Genomic DNA, 18,107 nt, shown 5'->3' with positions numbered 1-18,107 from the left:
CCGGAAGTGACACCGAAGGTCACCTATTGACCGAGGCTGTCGTCGTCCAAATCAGAGAACGCAAGAACGAATGTCCGGAAGTGTGATGGAGGTTGAAATCGGTTCCGGGCCGATGTCACACTCGCGCCGCGCCACATGCCGCGTCAGGGGGACGTGAAAGGCATCTGGGGCTCTCACAGGGGAAATCCGCAACATGCTCAGCCGCCTTCTTCGGGCCGCGGCCGCCACGTTCGTGGCCGTCGCGACGCTCATCGCCGCGCCTGCATTCGCTTCCGTCCGAACCGTCGACGGCATCGCCGTCGAAACCAATCTCGCGAGCGTGACGGCCGGTGCGGCCTATTCGCAGCAGATCGTGCCGTCGGGACCTTCGGGTTACATGGGGCCGTACACGTTCACGGTCGTCGGCGCGGGGTTGCCGGCTGGCATCTCGGTGTCGAGTTCGGGCCTGGTCAGCGGCATGACCTGCGCCACGAACGGCAACAAGAAGTTCACCCTCCAGATCTCGGGGAACGGAACGACGGCGCTGTTCAACGGCAGCAACGAGTTCTCGTTCAACGTGACCGGTGGTGCGACCGGCTCGTGCCTGCTGACGGTGGGCGGCACGCCGCCGACCGGCACGGTCGGGACCGCGTACAGCGGATCGCTGACGACCACCGGCGGCAGCTCGCCGTACACGTACGCGCTCGTCGGCGGCACGCTGCCCCCGGGCGTGACGCTCGCGACCACCGGCGCGCTGAGCGGCACGCCGACGCTCGCGGGCACGTACTCGTTCACCGTGCGCTCGACCGATGCATCGTCGCGCACGGGTGTGTCGACGTTCTCGATCACGATCAACGCGGCGCCGCCGGTGATCCTCAACGTCCTCCCGTCGATCATGCCTGGCGGCCAGACGACGGTGCCGTATTCGCAGGCGCTCAGCGTGGGCAACGGCACCGGTCCGTATACCTACGCGATCAGCGCGGGCTCGCCGCCGACCGGAGTCTCCCTGGCCTCCGGTTTCATCGTGGGCGTGCCGAATGTCGCGGGCAGCTACAACTTCACCGTGCAGGCGACCGACTCGCTCGGCAACACCGGCACGCGCGCGTACACGGTGGCGATCGCGGGCAGCAACTCGCTGGTCCTTGCGCCGGCATCGCTGCCCAACGGCGCCAGGTCGACCGCGTATAGCCAGACGGTCACCTCGAGCGGCACCGCTCCGTTCGTGTATTCGATTTCCGCCGGTTCGCTGCCGAGCGGCCTGTCGATCGCGCCGTCGACCGGTGCGATCACCGGCACGCCGAATGCGATCGGCACCTCCAACTTCACCGTGCGCGCGCAGGATGCCAACGGCAACTTCGGCACGCGCGCGTACACGGTCGCGATCACCGCAGCGACGATCTCGCTGTCGCCGAGCTCCGTGCCCAGCGCGAACAACGGCGTCGCCTACAGCCAGGTGTTCACCGCCACCGGCGGCACCGCCCCCTACATCTACTCGCTCGGCATGGCCTCCATGCTGCCGACCGGCGTGACCCTGCAGAACGACGGCACGCTTTCGGGCACGCCGACCAGCGCGGGCACGTTCAACTTCAACGTCATCGCGACCGACATGCTCGGCGACAGCGGGCTGCACGGTTACACGCTGGTCGTGACGCCGGCCAGCATCACCGTGTCGCCGTCGTCGCTCGCCGATGTCGCGAGCGGCACGCCGGTCAACACGACGTTCACCGCGAGCGGCGGCACCGGCCCGTACACGTTCACCACGAGCGGCACGCTTCCGCCGGGCATCACGTTGTCGGGCGGCGGCACGCTGTCGGGCGCGTCGACCACGCCGGGCACGTACACGTTCGATGTCACCGCGACCGATGCGAACGGCGATTCGAAGACCGTGACGATTTCGCTCACGATCGTCGCCGAGCCGCTCACGTTCGGTCCGACTTCGCTTTCGAATGGCAGGAACGGGTTCGCGTACTCCGAATCGTTCATCGCCGCAGGCGGTGTGGCGCCTTACACCTTCACCGTCGAGTCCGGCACGCTGCCCACCGGTGTAACGCTCGCCTCCGACGGCACGCTGAGCGGCACGCCGGCCACTGCCGCGGGCCCGTACAGCTTCACCATCCGCGTCGATGATGCAGCGCTTGCGTCGACCTCGCGCAGCTACACGCTCACCATCGATCCCGCGTCGATGGGCGTCGCGCCGGCGTTCATGCCGCAGTCGACCGTGGGCGTGTTGTTCTCGCAGCAACTGTTCACCACCGGCGGCACCGGCCCGTACGTCTACACGATCACCGCCGGTGCGTTGCCTCCGGGCATCACGCTGCTCGGCGACACGGTGTCGGGCACGCCGACCGCGACGGGCACGTACAACTTCACCGTCACCGCGACCGACCAGAACGGCGACACCGCGGTCAAGGCGTACTCGCTGGAAGTGATTGCCGCGACGGTCACCGTCGATCCGACGACGCTGCCGGCCGGCACGAAGAGCACCGCGTACAGCACGACGTTCACCGCGTCGGGCGGCACGGCACCGTACGCGTACTCGCATACCGGCACGCTGCCCACCGGCCTCGCGCTGGCAGGCGACACGCTGTCGGGCACGCCGACGGCCGCGGGTTCGTACACCTTCACCATCACCGCGACGGACAGCTTCGCTTCCACCGGTTCGCGCACCTATACGGTCGCGGTCTCCGCCGCGACGCTCGCGATCGCGCCGGCCTCGCTGCCTGGTGCGACCAACGGCGTCGCGTACAGCCAGACGTTCACCACGTCGGGCGGCACCGCGCCGTACGCGTATGCGTCGACTGCGTTGCCGACGGGCCTCGCGCTATCGCCGGCGGGTGTGTTGTCCGGTACGCCGAACGGCGCCTCCGGTTCGTACGCATTCGACGTGACCGTCACCGATGCATTCGGCGACACCGCGACGGAGACGTATTCGCTCGTCATCGGCGGCGCGACGCTCACCCTCTCGCCGGGCACGCTGCCTAGCGCGGTGAACGCGCGCGCTTACCAGGAAGACCTCACTGCATCGGGCGGCGCCGCGCCGTACACGTTCTCGCTCGTGTCGGGCGCGCTGCCGACCGGCATCGCCTTCTCGTCGGCCGGCGCGTTCTCCGGCACGCCGAACGCGACCGCCGGTGCGTATCCGATCACGGTGCGCGTGCGCGACGCCAACGGCGACACGCTCGACCAGGCCTACACGCTCGGCGTTGCGTCCGCGATGATCGCGGTGACGCCGTCGTCGCTGCCCAGCGGCATCAACAGCGCCGCCTACAGCGCGACCTTCGGTGCGACCGACGGCAATGCGCCGTACACGTTCACCGCGTCGGGCGCGCTGCCGACGGGCCTGTCGCTGTCGGGCGCCACGCTGTCGGGCACGCCGACGGTCGCAGGTTCCTACACCTTCACGATCACCGCGACGGACAACAACGGCGACACGGGTTCGCGCGACTACACGGTCACGATCGACCCGGCGGTCATCGCGATCACGCCGAACGCGCTGCCCACCGCGAAGAACGGCGCGGCCTACTCGCAGTCGCTCAGCGCGACCGGCGGTACGCCGGCCTACACGTACGCGATCACCACGGGCACGTTGCCGAACGGCCTGGCGATGTCGTCGGGTGGCGTGCTGTCGGGTACGCCGACGTGCCCGGCCGATACGTACGACATCACCGTCACCGTCACCGACGCCAACGGCGACACCTCGTCGATGCCTTACGCGCTCATCGTCGATCCGGCGACCGTCGCGATCACGCCCGACTCGCTGCCCAATGCCGCGAACGGCGCCGCGTACTCGCAGTCGATCACCGCGAACGGCGGCACCGCGCCCTACGCGTTCTCGCTCGACTCGGGCACGTTGCCGGCGGGCCTCTCGCTGACGTCGGCCGGCACGCTGGCCGGTACGCCGGGCGTGGCGGCGGGCACGTTCCACTTCGACATCAAGGCGGTCGATGCGAACGGCGACAACACCATTCGCTCCTACGCGCTCGTCGTCGGCGCCGCGTCCGTCACGGTGACGCCCGCGACGCTGCCGAACAGCAGCAACGGCAAGGCGTATTCGCAGGACTTCGCCGCGACCGGCGGCAGCGCGCCGTATGTGTACGCGCTGACGTCGGGCACGTTGCCCAAGGGTTTGACGCTCGTGAACGGCAAGCTCGCCGGCACGCCGGCGGGTGCGGGCTCGTACGCCTTCACCGTCGAAGCGACCGACGCGCATGGCGACAAGGGCGCGCGTGCGTATGCCGTGACCATCGCGGCCGCGACGATCGCGATCACCCCGGACACGCTGGCCGGCGGCACCAACGGCACCGCGTTCGCGCAGACGTTCACCGCGACCGGCGGCACTGCGCCGTACACGTTCGGCCTCGCCTCGGGTGCGTTGCCCGCGGGCCTGGCGATCGCCGCGAACGGCGAACTCACCGGCACGCCGACCGCGGCCGGCGACTTCACCTTCTCGGTCGAAGCCACCGACGCGAACGGCGACACCGCGACGCACGCCTATGCGCTGGCGATCGCCGGCGGCGACCTGCTCAACGTCGATCCGGAAACGCTGCCGGGTGCGACCGCGGCCGATGCGTACGCGCAAGTGCTGACCGCGAACGGCGGCAGCGCGCCGTACACCTTCGCGATCACCGAAGGCACGCTGCCGGAAGGCCTCGTGCTCGCTGCCGACGGCCACATCAGCGGCACGCCGACGACCGCGGGCGATGCGACGTTCACCGTCACCGCGACCGACGCCGACGGCAACTTCGGCACGCGCGCATACACGCTCGCCGTCGCCGAAGCGATCGTGCTCGACATCACGCCGGGCACGCTCGAGGAAGGCCACGGCGGTGCGCCGTACAGCGCGACGTTCGGCGCCACCGGCGGCACCGCGCCGTACACGTTCACGGTTTCCGATGGTGCGTTGCCGGCGGGCATGACGTTGTCGAACAACGGCACGCTGTCGGGCACGCCGACGACGCCGGGCACCTACACGTTCACCGTGCGCGGCGAAGACGACCTGGGCCACGCGGGCTCGCGCGCCTTCACCCTGATCATCGGCGCGTTGGTGCGTCCGGATCCGACGCGCGATCCGAGCGTGATCGACAGCGTCACCGAACAACTCGGTGCCGCGCGTCGCCAGGGCGAGATGCAGATGTCGCACGTGTTCCGCCGACTCGACGCGCCGCGTGCGCCGTGCGCGCCGTCGGAAGGCGAGTCGAACGAAGCATGCAAGCAGCCGATCGAAGTGTGGGCCTCCGGCACGCACGACACGAACTACGCCAGCGGCACCTCGGTCACCGGCGCGTTCACCGTCGGCGCCGACATGCAGCTCGGCATGGTCCGCTTCGGCGCCGCGCTCGGCACCGGCTGGGATATCGCAGAACGCGCGTCGGGGTATCGCGGCGATGTCGATGGCAAGACGTGGATGCTGTACGGCCGCGTCGCACTCGGCGACACCTTCGGCCTCGCGGCCGTCGCCGGTCGCACGGACCTCGACCTCGACAGCCGTCGTGCCCTCGGCGACGCGGGCGTGGTGGTCGGTCAACGCGACGGCACCAACGCGTTCATCGGTGTCGAGCTGAGCGGCGAATGGCGCAACGGCGATCGCGGCCTGGTCCCGTACCTGCGCTACGAACACGCGCGTACCGAGCTCGACGGCTTCGCCGAATCGGCGACCAGCCCGCTGGCGCTGCAGTACGGCGACGTGTCGCAACGCAACTCGGCGTTCGTCCTGGGTGCCGAGGCCTTCCACGACCTGCGCTTCAACTGGGGCACGCTGACGCCGAAGGTGCGCGTCGAAGTGCGCGACCGCAACGGCGCATCGGTGAACCAGCAGCTGTGGTACCTCGACGCGCCGGCCTCGCCGTACGTGCTCGCGGTGCGCGGCCTCGACGAACGCAGCGCGCTCGCGGCGTTCGGCCTCGAAGCGGCGTTCGGCGCGGTCCGGGTCACCTTCGAGTACGGCACGGCAGGCAGCGCGGAAGACCTCTTCGAGGGCCAGGCGCTGCGGTTGCAGATCCGCGCCGACTTCTGATCCTGCTCCATCGATCGACCCGAACCGGGGCGGGCCTTCCCGCCCCGGTTCGTTTCCGGGCATCCTTCCGCGCATGCCCGAGCACACGCCCGACTCCAGGAAGCCTGCCGCAAAGAAGCACGTCCTGGTCTGCGGCGGCGCGGGCTACATCGGCAGCCACATGGCGCGCTGGCTCGCCGAACGCGACCACCGCGTCACCGTCCTCGACGATCTCTCCACCGGTCATCGCGAAGCGGTGCGCTGGGGCGAGCTGGTCGAAGCGGACATCGGCGATGCGGATGCGCTCGATCGCGTCTTCGGCAACGCGCGCTTCGATGCGGTGATGCATTTCTGCGCGCGTTCGCTGGTCGGCGAATCGGTCGCCGATCCGTACGCGTATTACACGAGCAACGTCGGCAGCACGCTGGTGCTGTTGCAGGCGATGCGGCGCCATGGCGTCGATCGCCTGGTGTTCTCGTCGACCGCCGCGGTGTTCGGGCAACCGCAGTCGGCGCGCATCGACGAGGATCATCCGAGGCAACCGATCAATCCTTACGGCGCGAGCAAGGCGATGGTCGAACGCATCCTCGCCGATGCCGCCACCGCATACGGATTGCGTTCGGTCGCGCTGCGCTACTTCAACGCGGCGGGCGCGAGCCCGGATGGCGTGATCGGCGAATCGCATGCGCCGGAAACACACCTGGTTCCCAACGTGTTGCGCGCCGCGCTCGGCACCGGTCCCGCATTGAAGGTGTTCGGCGACGATTGGCCGACGCCGGACGGCACGTGCGTGCGCGATTACGTGCATGTCGACGATCTCGCCGATGCACACCTGCGCGCGCTCGACTTCCTCGACGCGCAAGCGGGTGCACACGCGTTCAACCTCGGCAACGGCACCGGCTTCTCCGTGCGCGAAGTGATCGCGGCGGCCGAAGCGGTGAGCGGTCGCGCGATCCCGTATTCGATCGAGCCGCGGCGCGCGGGCGATCCGGCCGTGCTGGTGGCGGCAAGCGACCGTGCGCGCGCGGCGCTCGGATGGCGCCCCGCGTACGACCGGCTGGAACCGATCATCGAAACCGCGCTGCGCTGGCACGCCGCGCAGTCCTTCTAGGGCGCGCCCCGCGCGATGTGAAGCCGCGATGACGCGCGCTTCGCCACAATGCGCGACCCCCGCGACTTCCCCGGTGGCGCACGGAGCCAGGCGTGGTCGACTTCGAATCGTTGTTCCGCCAATCGCCGAATCCCTACATGGTCGTCGACCGCGACCTGCGCTACCTCGCCGTCAACGAGGCCTACGCGAGCATCCTGAGCACGACCGTCGAAGCATTGATCGGGCGTCGCGTCTTCGACGCGTTCCCCGGTGAAGTCGATGGCGCGGGGCAGGCGCAGGCGGAAGCCGTGCGGCGTTCGATCGAGCGCGCCTTCGACACCGGCCGCCCCGACATGCTCGCGCTCGTGCCTTTCACGATCGAGCGCGAGACCGCGTCGGGCCGCGTGGTGGAGGAACGCTACTGGAGCGCGACGCACACGCCGCTGTTCGATGGCGACGGTCGCGTCCATGGCGTGCTGCAACACACCACCGACGTCACCGAGGTCGAACGCACGCGCATCGAGCTCGAAGCCGCGCGCCAGGAGCGCGGCGCGACGCCGGAACAACTCTGGCAAGGCGTGGTGTCGCGCGCGCGCGCCGTACAGGACGCCAACAGCTTGCTCGAAGCGCAACGCCGGCACATGCAGGCGTTGTTCGCGCAGGCGCCGGGGTTCATGGCAGTGCTGTCGGGTCCGGACTACACCTTCGAGATCGCGAACCCGGCCTACGAAGCGTTGACCGGCAAGCGCGACTTCCTCGGCCGCAGGCTCGTCGACGTGCTCCCCGAGATCGCGGAGCAGGGCTACATCAACCTGCTCGACCAGGTGCGCGAAACGGGCCGGCGCTTCGTCGGTCGCGGGATGGAAGTGCATATCCAGGGCGCGGGCGGCGAACTGCATCCGCGCTTCGTCGACTTCGTCTACCAGCCCATCGTCGGCGACGACGGTCGCGTCTACGCCATCTTCGTGCAGGGCTCCGACGTCACCGATCGCGAAGCCGCGCTCGCCGCGTTGCGCGACGCGGACCAGCGCAAGGACCGCTTCCTCGCCACGCTCGCGCACGAACTGCGCAACCCGCTCGCGCCGATCGGCACCGCGGCGGCGCTGTTGCGCATGGCGCCCGACGAGCCGACCCGCGTGCAGGAAGCGAGCGCGATCATCGAACGCCAGGTTCGCCACGTGACGCACCTGGTCAACGATCTGCTCGACGTCTCGCGCGTGACGCGCGGCCTCGCCATCCTCGACATGCGCGAAATGGATCTCGCGCGTTCGCTGCGCGAAGCGATCGAACAGATCGCGCCGCTCGCCGCACGCAAGGGGCACGTCCTGCGCGTCTCGCTCCCCGATGCGCCGGTGCTGCTGCAAGGCGATCCGGCGCGCATGACGCAAGTGTTCGCCAACCTGCTCAGCAACGCCGCGAAGTACACGCCAGACGGTGGCCGCATCGAAGTGCGCTGCTTCGTCGACGACGAGCGTGCGTGCGTCGAGATCGAAGACAACGGCATCGGCCTGGACGCGACGCTGATCCCGCACGTGTTCGACCTGTTCGTGCAGGCCGAACCGACGCCCGACCGCAACGACGGCGGCCTCGGCATCGGCCTCGCGCTCGCGCGCAGCCTCGTGCAATTGCAGGGGGGGTCGATCGAAGCGCACAGCGCGGGGCTCGGCAAGGGCGCGCGCTTTCGCGTGTGCCTGCCGGTGCATGTGCGCGCGACGGCGTGACCGCTGTCATCGAACGCTCATATCCGCGAACTAGGCTGTCGCGCCTCAGGGGGAACCGCCATGCGACTGGCCAAGACGAACAAGGCACGCGACGTGCTCGACGCCGGCAAGGCCGGCGCGGTAGACCTGCGCGACCGCCGCATTCTCATTCTTGCCGACGGCAAGCGAACGCGCGACGAGTTGATCGCGATGCTCGGGGATGCGAGCGCGGCGTCGATCGATCGACTTGTGAGCGGGGGGTATCTCGCGTCGGCGGACGATTGGGGGCGGACGTTGCCGCCGGTTGCACCGGTTCCACGGTCCGCTGTTGCAGCGATCCAGGTGCCGGCGCCGGCACCGACGCCTGCAGCGACGACAACCAAGCGCCGCTCGTTGGCCGCCGCGAAGATGTACCTCATCGACATGTTGCAACTGCAGCGTTCGCCGACGGCGGTGGAGTTGCGCCTCGCGATCCAGTCGACGTCAGAGCCATCCGCGCTGCTGGATCGCCTGCTCGAAGCGCTGGCTTACCTTGTGAGCACGTCGCAACCGAGTTACGGCGAACGCGTCCTCGCACGCTTCGCCGAAGTCGTCCCGGAAGAAGCGTTGCCGCGCCTGCCGGCGCTCGCGGCGTGAGCGCGGCAGGCATGCGTTGCGTCAATCGACGCGCTGCAGCTTCGGTCCCTTCCACGCGCCGCTGACGATCGCGTCGCTCGGCCAGTAGTTCCGCAGCACCGCGAAGAATTTGCCGCTCGGCGCGGGCAACCAGTTCGCTTCCTTGTCCTTGCCTGGCGAGGCGTGCTGCAGGTACAGCGTGATGCCGCCGTCCGGATCGCGATGCAACGTGTCGAGCATCGTCGAGTTGACCAGGTAGCGATCGAGCGGATTGTCGACCAGCAACTGCGCCGGCAGGTCGTACATCGTCAGCGACCAGAAGCCCTTCACCGGCGGCAGGCCGTCCTTCGGGAAGCGCAGGACGTAGCGATGGGCACCGTCGAGCGGCTCGCCATCGGCGTCGGTTTCGTAAGTCGCGTACATCGCCTCTTCCGGCGAGTTCGCGTAGATGCCGACCTGCGCGCCGAGCGCACGCGACACCACGTCGTAATGCATGTCGGCGCGCGTGCCGAACATCCCCTTCGACGATGTGCGCTGCTTGCGTTCCTTGTCGATCTCGGCCTGGCCGTCCCGCATGCCGGCGAGCATCGCGTCGCGGATCGCGGGTTCGGTCTTGTCGAAGTCGAAGTGGCGGCCGGGCACGAACCCCACCGCCGACAAACGCTCGCGGAAGCGCTTCGCCGCCTCGTGCGTCGGGATGAACTGCATCGCGAACGCGAGTTCGTTGAAGAACTCCAGCGAGGTGCGCTGTTCTTCCGCGGACACCGGCTTGATCCATTCGATCGGCGCGTGCGCGGGCGCGGGCGGCTCGCCGAGGAACGCGGACAGCGGTTCGACCTTGTATCCGGCCTGGATGCGCTTGACGTTGTCCATGTCGTCGGCGCCGAACAACTGCGTGCGATAGACCGCGAACACGAACTCCGTTTCCATCGGGAACACCTGCGCGATGCCCGGCGGCTTCGCGCCGTTCCAGCCCGGGCCCGCGATGAGGTAGCGGCCCGGCGCGTTGCCGGTCGTGCGGCTGCCGATGTAGCCGGTGTTGTGCGTGTAGGCGTCGATCAGCTGGATCGAGTAGTAGCGCTTGCGCTCGATCGACGGCACGGTCAGCACCATCGGCTCGTCGCGCAGGTCGAGCCACACCATCGAATACGGCGTGTCGGAGTTGGGCGTCTGGATCGCCTTGTCCTGCGGCGTGTACAGGCGCGCGTTGTTCGCGATCGTGGTGAACGGGCCCTTGTATTCGGGGTTCTTCGGATCGAGCACGTAGGCGTCCATGACGCGGTAGTTGTCGACGATCGGAAAGCCCCAGACGTAGGCATCGCGCGCGAGTTCGCGCAGGTCGTCCAGGCGGACCGGATCGTTGGCGATGCTCGATGCGTTGATCGTGGCGTTGTTCGCCATCGAGCTGGCTTCGTCGGAGGAGGGCGCGCGCGTGCAGCCGGCGAACGTGAGCGCGAAAAGCAGGGCGAATCCGAACGCGGCCGCGCGCGTCGTCGCGCGCGCGTTGGAAAGCAGGAGGTGCATGGGAAATCTCTCTCGCTGGTGGCGTCGTGGAGGCTAGCAACGCGCGACGCGGCGACCGATTGTCCTTGCGGGCAAAAACTCTGCACCAAGGTGTAATTGCGGAGTATTCGAAAAGTTCCGCGCATTGCGCATTCGTGTTTGTGCAAGCGGCCGCACGTTCATGAAGTGGTTCATGCAGTGCACGCGATTGCGCACTGAATGCGCGAACGAATCACGCGCTGCGCACGCCGCATTTCGCAGACTGTGCGGGCCGGCGAAAACACCGCCGCATATTGGTAACCAACGGAGAAGATCCACGATGGCCAACAATCCGAACGACCGCAACCAGCAGAACATGGGCGGCCAGCAGCAGAACCAGGACAAGAAGCACGGCATGGGCAAGGACCAGACCGGGCAACGCCAGGAAGGCCAGTCCAAGAGCGGCAGCGACCGCGACATGCAGGGTTCCTCGCGCGACCAGCAGCAGGGCCAGCGCAGCGACCAGAACCGCGGCGGCAGCGGCAGCGACCGCTAAAACCTGCCACCGGTTTTCGTTTTCGTTTTCGCCTTGATCAGGGCGAGATGACGGGGAGGCCGCGAGGCCTCCCCGTCGTCGTGTCTGGCTACCCGCTGAGCGTTTCCAGCACCGCCGCGCCGTAGCGTTCGAGCTTCGCCGCGCCGACGCCCTGGACTTCCGCGAGTGCATCGAGGTTCGATGGTTCCGCGAGTGCGATCTGCCGCAGCGTCGCATCGTGGAAGATCACGTACGCAGGGACGCCTTGCGTACGCGCGACCTCGGAGCGCCAGCGACGCAACGCTTCGAATCGCGATTGCGCTTCGTGTGGCAGATCACCGGCCGCTTCCGTCGCCCCGCGCGACTCGCGCCGCGACTTCGGCGCCTTCTCAGCTTCCGCACGCAACGTCAACGTCGTCTCGCCCTTCAGCAACGCCGCGCTCGCCTGCGTCAGCCGCAGCGAGCCATGCCCTTCGACATCCACCTGCAACCATCCGCCCGCGACGAGCTGGCGAAACACGCTGCGCCATTGCTTCGCATCGAGCTCGGTGCCGACGCCGTAGGTGCTCAGGCGGTCGTGCCCGAACTGGTGGACCTTCTGCGTGTCCGCGCCGCGCAGCACGTCGATGACGTGCGCCGCGCCGAAACGCTGGCCGGTGCGATACACGCACGACAGCGCCTTCTGTGCGGCGACGGTGCCGTCCCAACTCTTCGGCGGCGCGATGCAGTTGTCGCAGTGGCCGCAATCGCCGTCGTGTTCCTCGCCGAAATACGCGAGCAGAGTCTGTCGTCGGCACGCGGTGGATTCGCAGTAGCCGATCAGTGTTTCGATCTTGCGGCGCTCCAGGCGCTTGCGCTCTTCGCCGGATTCGGATTCCTCGATCATCCGTTGCAGCAGCACGGCGTCGCCGAGGCCGTAGGCCATCCACGCGTCGGCCGGATCGCCGTCGCGGCCGGCGCGGCCGGTTTCCTGGAAATAGCCTTCGAGCGACTTGGGCAGGTCGAGATGCGCGACGTAACGCACGTCGGGCTTGTCGATCCCCATGCCGAAGGCGATCGTCGCGCACATCACGACGCCGTCCTCGCGCAGGAAGCGGCGCTGGTGCTGCGCACGCACCTCCGCGTCGAGACCGGCGTGGTAGGGCAGGGCGGTGAAGCCCTGCGCGACGAGGAATTCGGCGGTCTGCTCGACCTTCTTCCGCGACAGGCAATACACGATGCCAGAATCGTTGCGCCGCTCGCGCAGGAAATCGACGAGCTGGCGCCGGCTGTCCTGCTTGGCGACCACCGTGTAGCGGATGTTGGGCCGGTCGAAGGAACTGACGAACTGGCGCGCGTCCTTCAAGCCGAGGCGTTCGACGATCTCGCGCCGCGTCGGCGCATCCGCGGTCGCGGTCAGCGCGATGCGCGGGACCTCGGGCCAGCGCTCGTGCAGCAGCGTGAGCTGCCGGTATTCCGGGCGGAAGTCGTGGCCCCACTGCGACACGCAGTGCGCTTCGTCGATCGCGAACAACGCGACGCGCGCGCGATCGAGCAGCGACAGGAAGCGCGGCGTGAGCAACCGCTCCGGCGCGACGTACAGCAGATCCAGCGCGCCGTCGGCGAACTCGCGTTCCACCGCGAGCGCCGCGCCCGCATCGAGCGAGGAATTGAGGAAGGCCGCCTTCACGCCCAGCTGGCGCAGCGCTTCCACCTGGTCCTGCATCAGCGCGATCAGCGGCGAGACGACGATCGCCGTGCCCTGCCGCAGCAGCGCGGGCAACTGGTAGCACATCGACTTGCCGCCGCCGGTGGGCATGAGCACCAGTGCATCGCCGCCGCCGGCGACGTGTTCGACGATCTCGCCCTGCACGCCGCGGAAGGCGTCGTATCCGAAAACGTGGCGGAGGGTGTCGAGCGCGTGTTGCATGCGCGGTAGGGTAACAAGCGGTGCAAGCGAATCGTTGCCGAGGGCTCGGCAAAAAGGGAAACGGGAAACGAGAAGCGGGAAACGGGAGGTCGAGCTACGATTCGGCCGACGGTCCCTCAGCCGAAGCGAAGTCCAACCTCCCGTTTCCCGGGTTTCCCGTTTCCCGCTCTATCGCTTTACTGCAGCAACGCCCGCAACATCCACGCGTTCTTCTCGTGCACCTTCAGCCGCTGCGTGAGCATGTCGACCGTCGGGTCGTCGCCGGCCTTGTCGGCGACGCCGAGCGCCTGGCGCGCCGTGCGCGACACCGCCTCGTTGCCGACCGTGAGCTGGCGGACCATTTCGCGCCAGTCCGTATGCTCGACCTTGGTGCCGGGCTTGATGCTGGTCAGGCGCTGGAAGTCCTCGTAGGACGCCGGCACGTTGTATCCCAGCGCGCGGATGCGCTCGGCGATTTCGTCGAAGGCCATCCACTGCTCGTTGTATTGCACCTCGAACATCGCGTGCAGGCTGTTGAACATCTCGCCCGTGATGTTGAAGTGGAAGTTGTGCGTCTTCAGGTAAAGCGTGAAGGCATCGGCCAGCACGACCATCAGCGACTCGGCGATCTTCTTGCGGTCGCCGGCCTCGATCCCGATGTCGATCTCGGGGGCGGTCTGGCCGACTTTCGGATCTTCCTTCAGGTTCTTCGCGGGGGTGGACATGCGCTGTCGCTCCTTGTTGCGGGGGGTTGCGGTCACAATAAAGGGGGCGGCGACCCGACGAATAGTCGATTGTTGCTGTCGCTGCGATTGAACAAGGCTATCGGCCACGGAGTGTATGGAAGGGAGTGCAAAGGCCGCGTCTGCGCAGGCGCGCCGGGCCATCGACGGGGCCTTGTCGAGGGATCGGGGACGGCTGCTGGGCCTGTGGTCGCGCTGGAACGCGAAGCCGCAGGACGAGGCGCTGGGCGAGGCCTTCGCGCAGGCCCTGCAGCGCTCGGTCGCCGCGCGTGAAGCGCGGGCCGCCTCGCTGCCGCAGGCCGCGGTCGATCCGTCGCTGCCCATCGCCGCCGAGGCCGACCGCATCGTCGAACTGATCCGCCGCCATCCGGTGGTGGTGATCGCGGGCGAAACCGGCTCGGGGAAGACCACCCAGCTGCCCAAGCTGTGCCTGGCCGCAGGCCGCGGCGCGGCGGGCATGATCGGTTGCACGCAGCCGCGGCGCATCGCCGCGCGCGCGGTCGCGCGTCGCGTCGCCGAGGAACTCGCGGTGCCGGTCGGCGGCGCGGTCGGATTCCAGGTGCGCTTCAGCGACAACGTGTCGGCGCAGACCGCGGTGAAGTTCATGACCGACGGCATCCTGCTCGCCGAGATCCAGTCCGATCGCTGGCTGTCGGACTACGACACGCTGATCATCGACGAAGCGCACGAGCGCAGCCTCAACATCGATTTCCTGCTCGGGTACCTGAAGCAGCTGCTCGAACGCCGCAAGGACCTCAAGGTCATCGTCACGTCGGCGACCATCGACACCGAGCGCTTCGCCGCGCATTTCGGCGACGCGCCGGTGGTGAATGTCGAAGGCCGCGGCTATCCGGTCGAAGTGCGTTATCGCCCGCTGGAAGGCGAGGGCGAGGACGCCGGCGATCGCACCGTGCTCGACGGCATCATCGCGGCGTGCGACGAGATCGCGCGCGAGCGCCCGATGGGCGACACGCTCATCTTTCTCCCGGGCGAACGCGAGATCCGCGACGCGCACCTCGCGCTCGAACGGCGAAAATATCGCCACACCGAAATCCTGCCGCTCTACGCGCGCCTTTCCGCGCGCGACCAGGATCGCGTGTTCAATCCCGGCCCGCAGCGGCGCATCGTGCTCGCGACCAACGTCGCCGAGACCTCGCTGACGGTGCCGCGCATCCATGCGGTCGTCGACCCGGGCCTGGCGCGCGTGAAGCGCTACAGCCCGCGGCAGAAACTCGACCGCCTGCACATCGAAGACATCAGCCAGGCCAGCGCCGACCAGCGCAAGGGCCGCTGCGGCCGCGTCGCGCCGGGCACCGCGTATCGCCTGTATTCGCAGGCGGAGTTCGAATCGCGCCCGCAGTACACCGATCCGGAAATCCGCCGCGCCGCGCTCGCGGGCGTGATCCTGCGCATGTTGTCGCTCGGCCTCGGGCGCATCGAGGAATTCCCGTTCCTCGAACCGCCGGAACCGCGCGCGATCGCCGATGGCTGGCAGACCTTGTTCGAACTCGGCGCGATCGAGGACGGAGACAAGGGGACGCGCAAGCTCACTGCCATCGGCCGCACGATGGCGCGCCTGCCGGTCGACGTGAAGCTCGCGCGCATGCTGGTCGCCGCGCACGAACGTCATTGCCTGCGCGAGATGCTGGTCATCGCCTCGTTCCTCGGCATCCAGGATCCGCGCGAGCGACCCGCCGACCAGCGCGCCGCGGCCGACAACGCGCACGCGCAGTTCGCCGATCCGAAGTCGGAGTTCGTCGGCATCCTCAAGTTGTGGGACGCCTACCGCGTCGCGCACGAAGACCTCACGCAATCGAAGCTGCGCACGTGGGCCGAGAAGCACTTCCTCGGCTTCCTGCGCCTGCGCGAATGGCGCGAGTTGCATCGCCAGTTGAAGCTGCTGTGCGACGAGCTCGGCTGGAACCAGGACGAGAAAGACGCGCCCTACGCAGACCTCCATCGCGCGCTGATGACGGGCCTCGCGACGCAACTCGGCAATCGCGCGGACCGCAACCTGTACGACGGTCCGCGCGGGCGCAAGTTCCAGCTGTTCCCCGGTTCGCCGCTGTCGAAGAAGCCGCCGCCGTGGGTGTTGTCCGCGACGCTGCTCGACACCGAGCGCGTGTGGGCGCTGACCAACGCGACCGTCGAACCGGAATGGGCGATCGACGCGTTGCCGCACCTGCTCGCGCGTCGCCAGCACGATCCGCGCTGGGCGCGATCGCAGGGGCGCGTGGTGGGCAGCGAACAGATTTCCTTGTTCGGCCTCGTGCTCGCGCCGAAGCGGCCGATCCATTACGGCGCGCTGTTCCCCGAGGAAGCGCGCCAGATCTTCGCGCGCGATGCGTTGGTGACCGGCGAGATCAATACGCGCAGCGTCTTCCTGCCGCGCAACCTCGCGATGCTCGCGAAGGCGAAGGAAGAAGAAGCCAAGCAGCGCCGCGCGGGCCTGGTCGTCGACGAAGACTGGCAGGCGCAGTGGTATCTCGACCGCCTGCCGCCGCACGTGCACAACGCGCAGGCGCTGGATGCGTGGTATGCGCGATTGTCGAAGGAGGAGAAGGCGGCGCTCGAATGGTCGCTGTCCGACCTGATGGTCGGCGACGAGAGCGACGCCACGCGATTCCCGCCGTATTTCGCGCTCGGCGATGCGCGGCTCGCGGTGCGCTATCGCTTCGAGCCGGGTGCGCCGGATGACGGCATGACGGTCGTGGTGCCGCTGCATTTGCTCAACGCGCTCGATGCGGCGCGGTTGTCGTGGCTCGCGCCGGGCTTCATCGCCGACAAGGCGACTGGCCTGATCAAGTCCCTGCCCAAGGCGTTGCGCCGCAACTTCGTTCCCGCGCCGGATTTCGCGCGCGCATTCGCCGAAGCATTTCCGCAACCGACCGCCGATGCGATCGAAGGCGAGCTCGCGCGGTTCCTGCACAAGCTGGGCGGCGTTGCGGTGACGGCGGGCGATTTCGACATCGCCTCGCTCGAACCGCATCTGCACGCGAACCTGCGATTGCTCGATGCGACCGCGAAATCCGCGCAACGCGGCGAAGCCCACGTGCTCGCCGAATCCCGCGACCTGTCCGACCTGCGCGAACGTTTCGGCGCGCGCGCCGAAGCCGCGTTCGCCGCACGCGCCGCCGAAGGCCTCGCCGAACAGGGTCTCGTCGAATTCCCGGCGCGCGCGATTCCCGAATCGGTGCCCGGCGCAGGCGGCGTGCCCGCATACCCCGCACTCGAAGATCGCGGCGAATCGGTCGCGCTCACCGTGCATGCGAGTCGCGAGGAAGCGCGTCGCCGCCATCCGCAGGGCGTGCGCCGCCTGCTGCGCATCGCGCTCGCCGATCGCCTCAAGCAGGCGCGCAAGCAACTGCCGATCCAGCCGAAGCTCGCGTTGCTGTACGCCGCGATCGAATCGGCCGCGCCGCGCGACGTATCGGGCAGCGACAGCGATCGCCTGCGCGCCGATCTTGTCGAAGGCGCGTTCGCCGCGCTGGCGGCCGACGGCCTCGACAACGACGGCCTCGATAAGATTCGCAGCGCGGAGACCTTCGCGCTCAAGCGCGAGGAAATCGGCAAGGCGCTATTCCCCGAAGCGACCGCACGCCTGCGCCAGGCCGAAACCATCCTCGGCCTCGTCGCCGACGTGCGCGCGGGCCTCGACAGCAAGCTGGTCGGCTGGGCGAGCGGCAACCTCGACGACATGCGCCGGCAACTCGCGGCGCTCGTGCCCCCGGGCTTCCTGCGCGAAGTACCCGCGACCGCACTCGCCGACTACCCGCGCTACCTGCGCGCGCTGGTCCTGCGCAGCGAGCGCGCCCTGCGCGATCCGGCCCGCGACCAGCAGCGCATGCTGGAGCTCAAGCCCTTCGCCGACGCCTTGGCCTCGGCGGCCGCGAACGACCTGCGCGACGACCCCGAATGGCAGTCGCTGCGCTGGGACCTGGAGGAACTGCGGGTCTCGCTGTTCGCGCAGGAACTGGGCGCGCGCGCGGGAGTTTCGCCGAAGCGACTCGCATCACGGCTGGCCAGGCTGCGCGGGGAGCGGCTTCACTGAAAACTGAATGGCATGCCGCGCCCTTCGCACGG

9 protein-coding genes are annotated in these 18,107 nt (G+C 68.5%); 6 read left to right on the top strand and 3 right to left on the bottom strand.

Annotation, left to right across the window (positions count from 1 at the left end; all coding sequences use genetic code 11):
- Positions 1–193: 193 nt before the first annotated feature.
- The 4 genes from LK996_RS04895 (at position 194) to LK996_RS04880 (ending at position 9,397) form a co-directional block, all read left to right on the top strand.
- A complete protein-coding gene (locus tag LK996_RS04895; protein WP_230526015.1) occupies positions 194–5,992 on the top strand; it encodes a putative Ig domain-containing protein in 5,799 nt (1,932 codons plus the stop codon).
- A gap of 73 nt (positions 5,993–6,065) precedes the next feature.
- Positions 6,066–7,082 (top strand): UDP-glucose 4-epimerase GalE, encoded by a 1,017-nt coding sequence (gene galE / locus LK996_RS04890; RefSeq protein ID WP_230526014.1) that lies wholly within the window; start codon positions 6,066–6,068, stop codon positions 7,080–7,082.
- A gap of 92 nt (positions 7,083–7,174) precedes the next feature.
- Positions 7,175–8,782 carry a sensor histidine kinase gene (locus tag LK996_RS04885; RefSeq protein ID WP_230526013.1) on the top strand — a complete coding sequence of 536 codons (1,608 nt, stop codon included), beginning with the start codon at positions 7,175–7,177 and terminating at the stop codon, positions 8,780–8,782.
- Between the two features lie 60 nt (positions 8,783–8,842).
- Positions 8,843–9,397 carry a hypothetical protein gene (locus tag LK996_RS04880; RefSeq protein WP_230526012.1) on the top strand — a complete coding sequence of 185 codons (555 nt, stop codon included), beginning with the start codon at positions 8,843–8,845 and terminating at the stop codon, positions 9,395–9,397.
- Between the two features lie 21 nt (positions 9,398–9,418).
- Here the strand turns inward: LK996_RS04880 and LK996_RS04875 are convergent, their stop codons facing one another.
- A complete protein-coding gene (locus LK996_RS04875; protein ID WP_230526011.1) occupies positions 9,419–10,900 on the bottom strand; it encodes a DUF1254 domain-containing protein in 1,482 nt (493 codons plus the stop codon).
- Between the two features lie 298 nt (positions 10,901–11,198).
- Here LK996_RS04875 and LK996_RS04870 point away from each other — a divergent pair, with 298 nt between their 5' ends.
- On the top strand, positions 11,199–11,414 hold the full coding sequence (locus tag LK996_RS04870) for a hypothetical protein (protein WP_230526010.1): 216 nt from the start codon (positions 11,199–11,201) through the stop codon (positions 11,412–11,414).
- Positions 11,415–11,502: 88 nt separating this feature from the next.
- On the opposite strand, the gene recQ is transcribed toward LK996_RS04870, so the two are convergent.
- Positions 11,503–13,302, bottom strand: a complete 1,800-nt coding sequence (gene recQ, locus LK996_RS04865) for a DNA helicase RecQ (RefSeq protein WP_230526009.1) — start codon at positions 13,300–13,302, stop codon at positions 11,503–11,505.
- A gap of 176 nt (positions 13,303–13,478) precedes the next feature.
- Complete coding sequence (locus tag LK996_RS04860; RefSeq protein WP_230526008.1) at positions 13,479–14,006, bottom strand: Dps family protein; 528 nt, start codon at positions 14,004–14,006, stop codon at positions 13,479–13,481.
- Positions 14,007–14,121: 115 nt separating this feature from the next.
- On the opposite strand from LK996_RS04860, the gene hrpA reads away from it, so the two are divergent.
- Complete coding sequence (hrpA, locus tag LK996_RS04855) at positions 14,122–18,075, top strand: ATP-dependent RNA helicase HrpA (protein WP_230526007.1); 3,954 nt, start codon at positions 14,122–14,124, stop codon at positions 18,073–18,075.
- The last annotated feature ends 32 nt before the right edge of the window (positions 18,076–18,107 follow it).

Origin of the sequence: Noviluteimonas lactosilytica (genome assembly GCF_020866925.1) — a bacterium.
Lineage (GTDB): Bacteria > Pseudomonadota > Gammaproteobacteria > Xanthomonadales > Xanthomonadaceae > Noviluteimonas > Noviluteimonas lactosilytica.
Note: the sequence above shows the minus strand (reverse complement) of the source record. Positions and strands in the feature narration are given on the sequence as shown.

What these genes read in the sequence shown, in the direction of transcription:
- LK996_RS04880 (WP_230526012.1), top strand. Translation starts at nt 8,843, where the DNA reads ATGCGACTGGCCAAGACGAACAAGGCACGCGACGTGCTCGACGCCGGC.
- galE (WP_230526014.1), top strand. Translation starts at nt 6,066, where the DNA reads ATGCCCGAGCACACGCCCGACTCCAGGAAGCCTGCCGCAAAGAAGCAC.
- LK996_RS04895 (WP_230526015.1), top strand. Translation starts at nt 194, where the DNA reads ATGCTCAGCCGCCTTCTTCGGGCCGCGGCCGCCACGTTCGTGGCCGTC.
- recQ (WP_230526009.1), bottom strand. Translation starts at nt 13,302, where the DNA reads ATGCAACACGCGCTCGACACCCTCCGCCACGTTTTCGGATACGACGCC.
- LK996_RS04860 (WP_230526008.1), bottom strand. Translation starts at nt 14,006, where the DNA reads ATGTCCACCCCCGCGAAGAACCTGAAGGAAGATCCGAAAGTCGGCCAG.
- LK996_RS04870 (WP_230526010.1), top strand. Translation starts at nt 11,199, where the DNA reads ATGGCCAACAATCCGAACGACCGCAACCAGCAGAACATGGGCGGCCAG.
- LK996_RS04875 (WP_230526011.1), bottom strand. Translation starts at nt 10,900, where the DNA reads ATGCACCTCCTGCTTTCCAACGCGCGCGCGACGACGCGCGCGGCCGCG.
- hrpA (WP_230526007.1), top strand. Translation starts at nt 14,122, where the DNA reads ATGGAAGGGAGTGCAAAGGCCGCGTCTGCGCAGGCGCGCCGGGCCATC.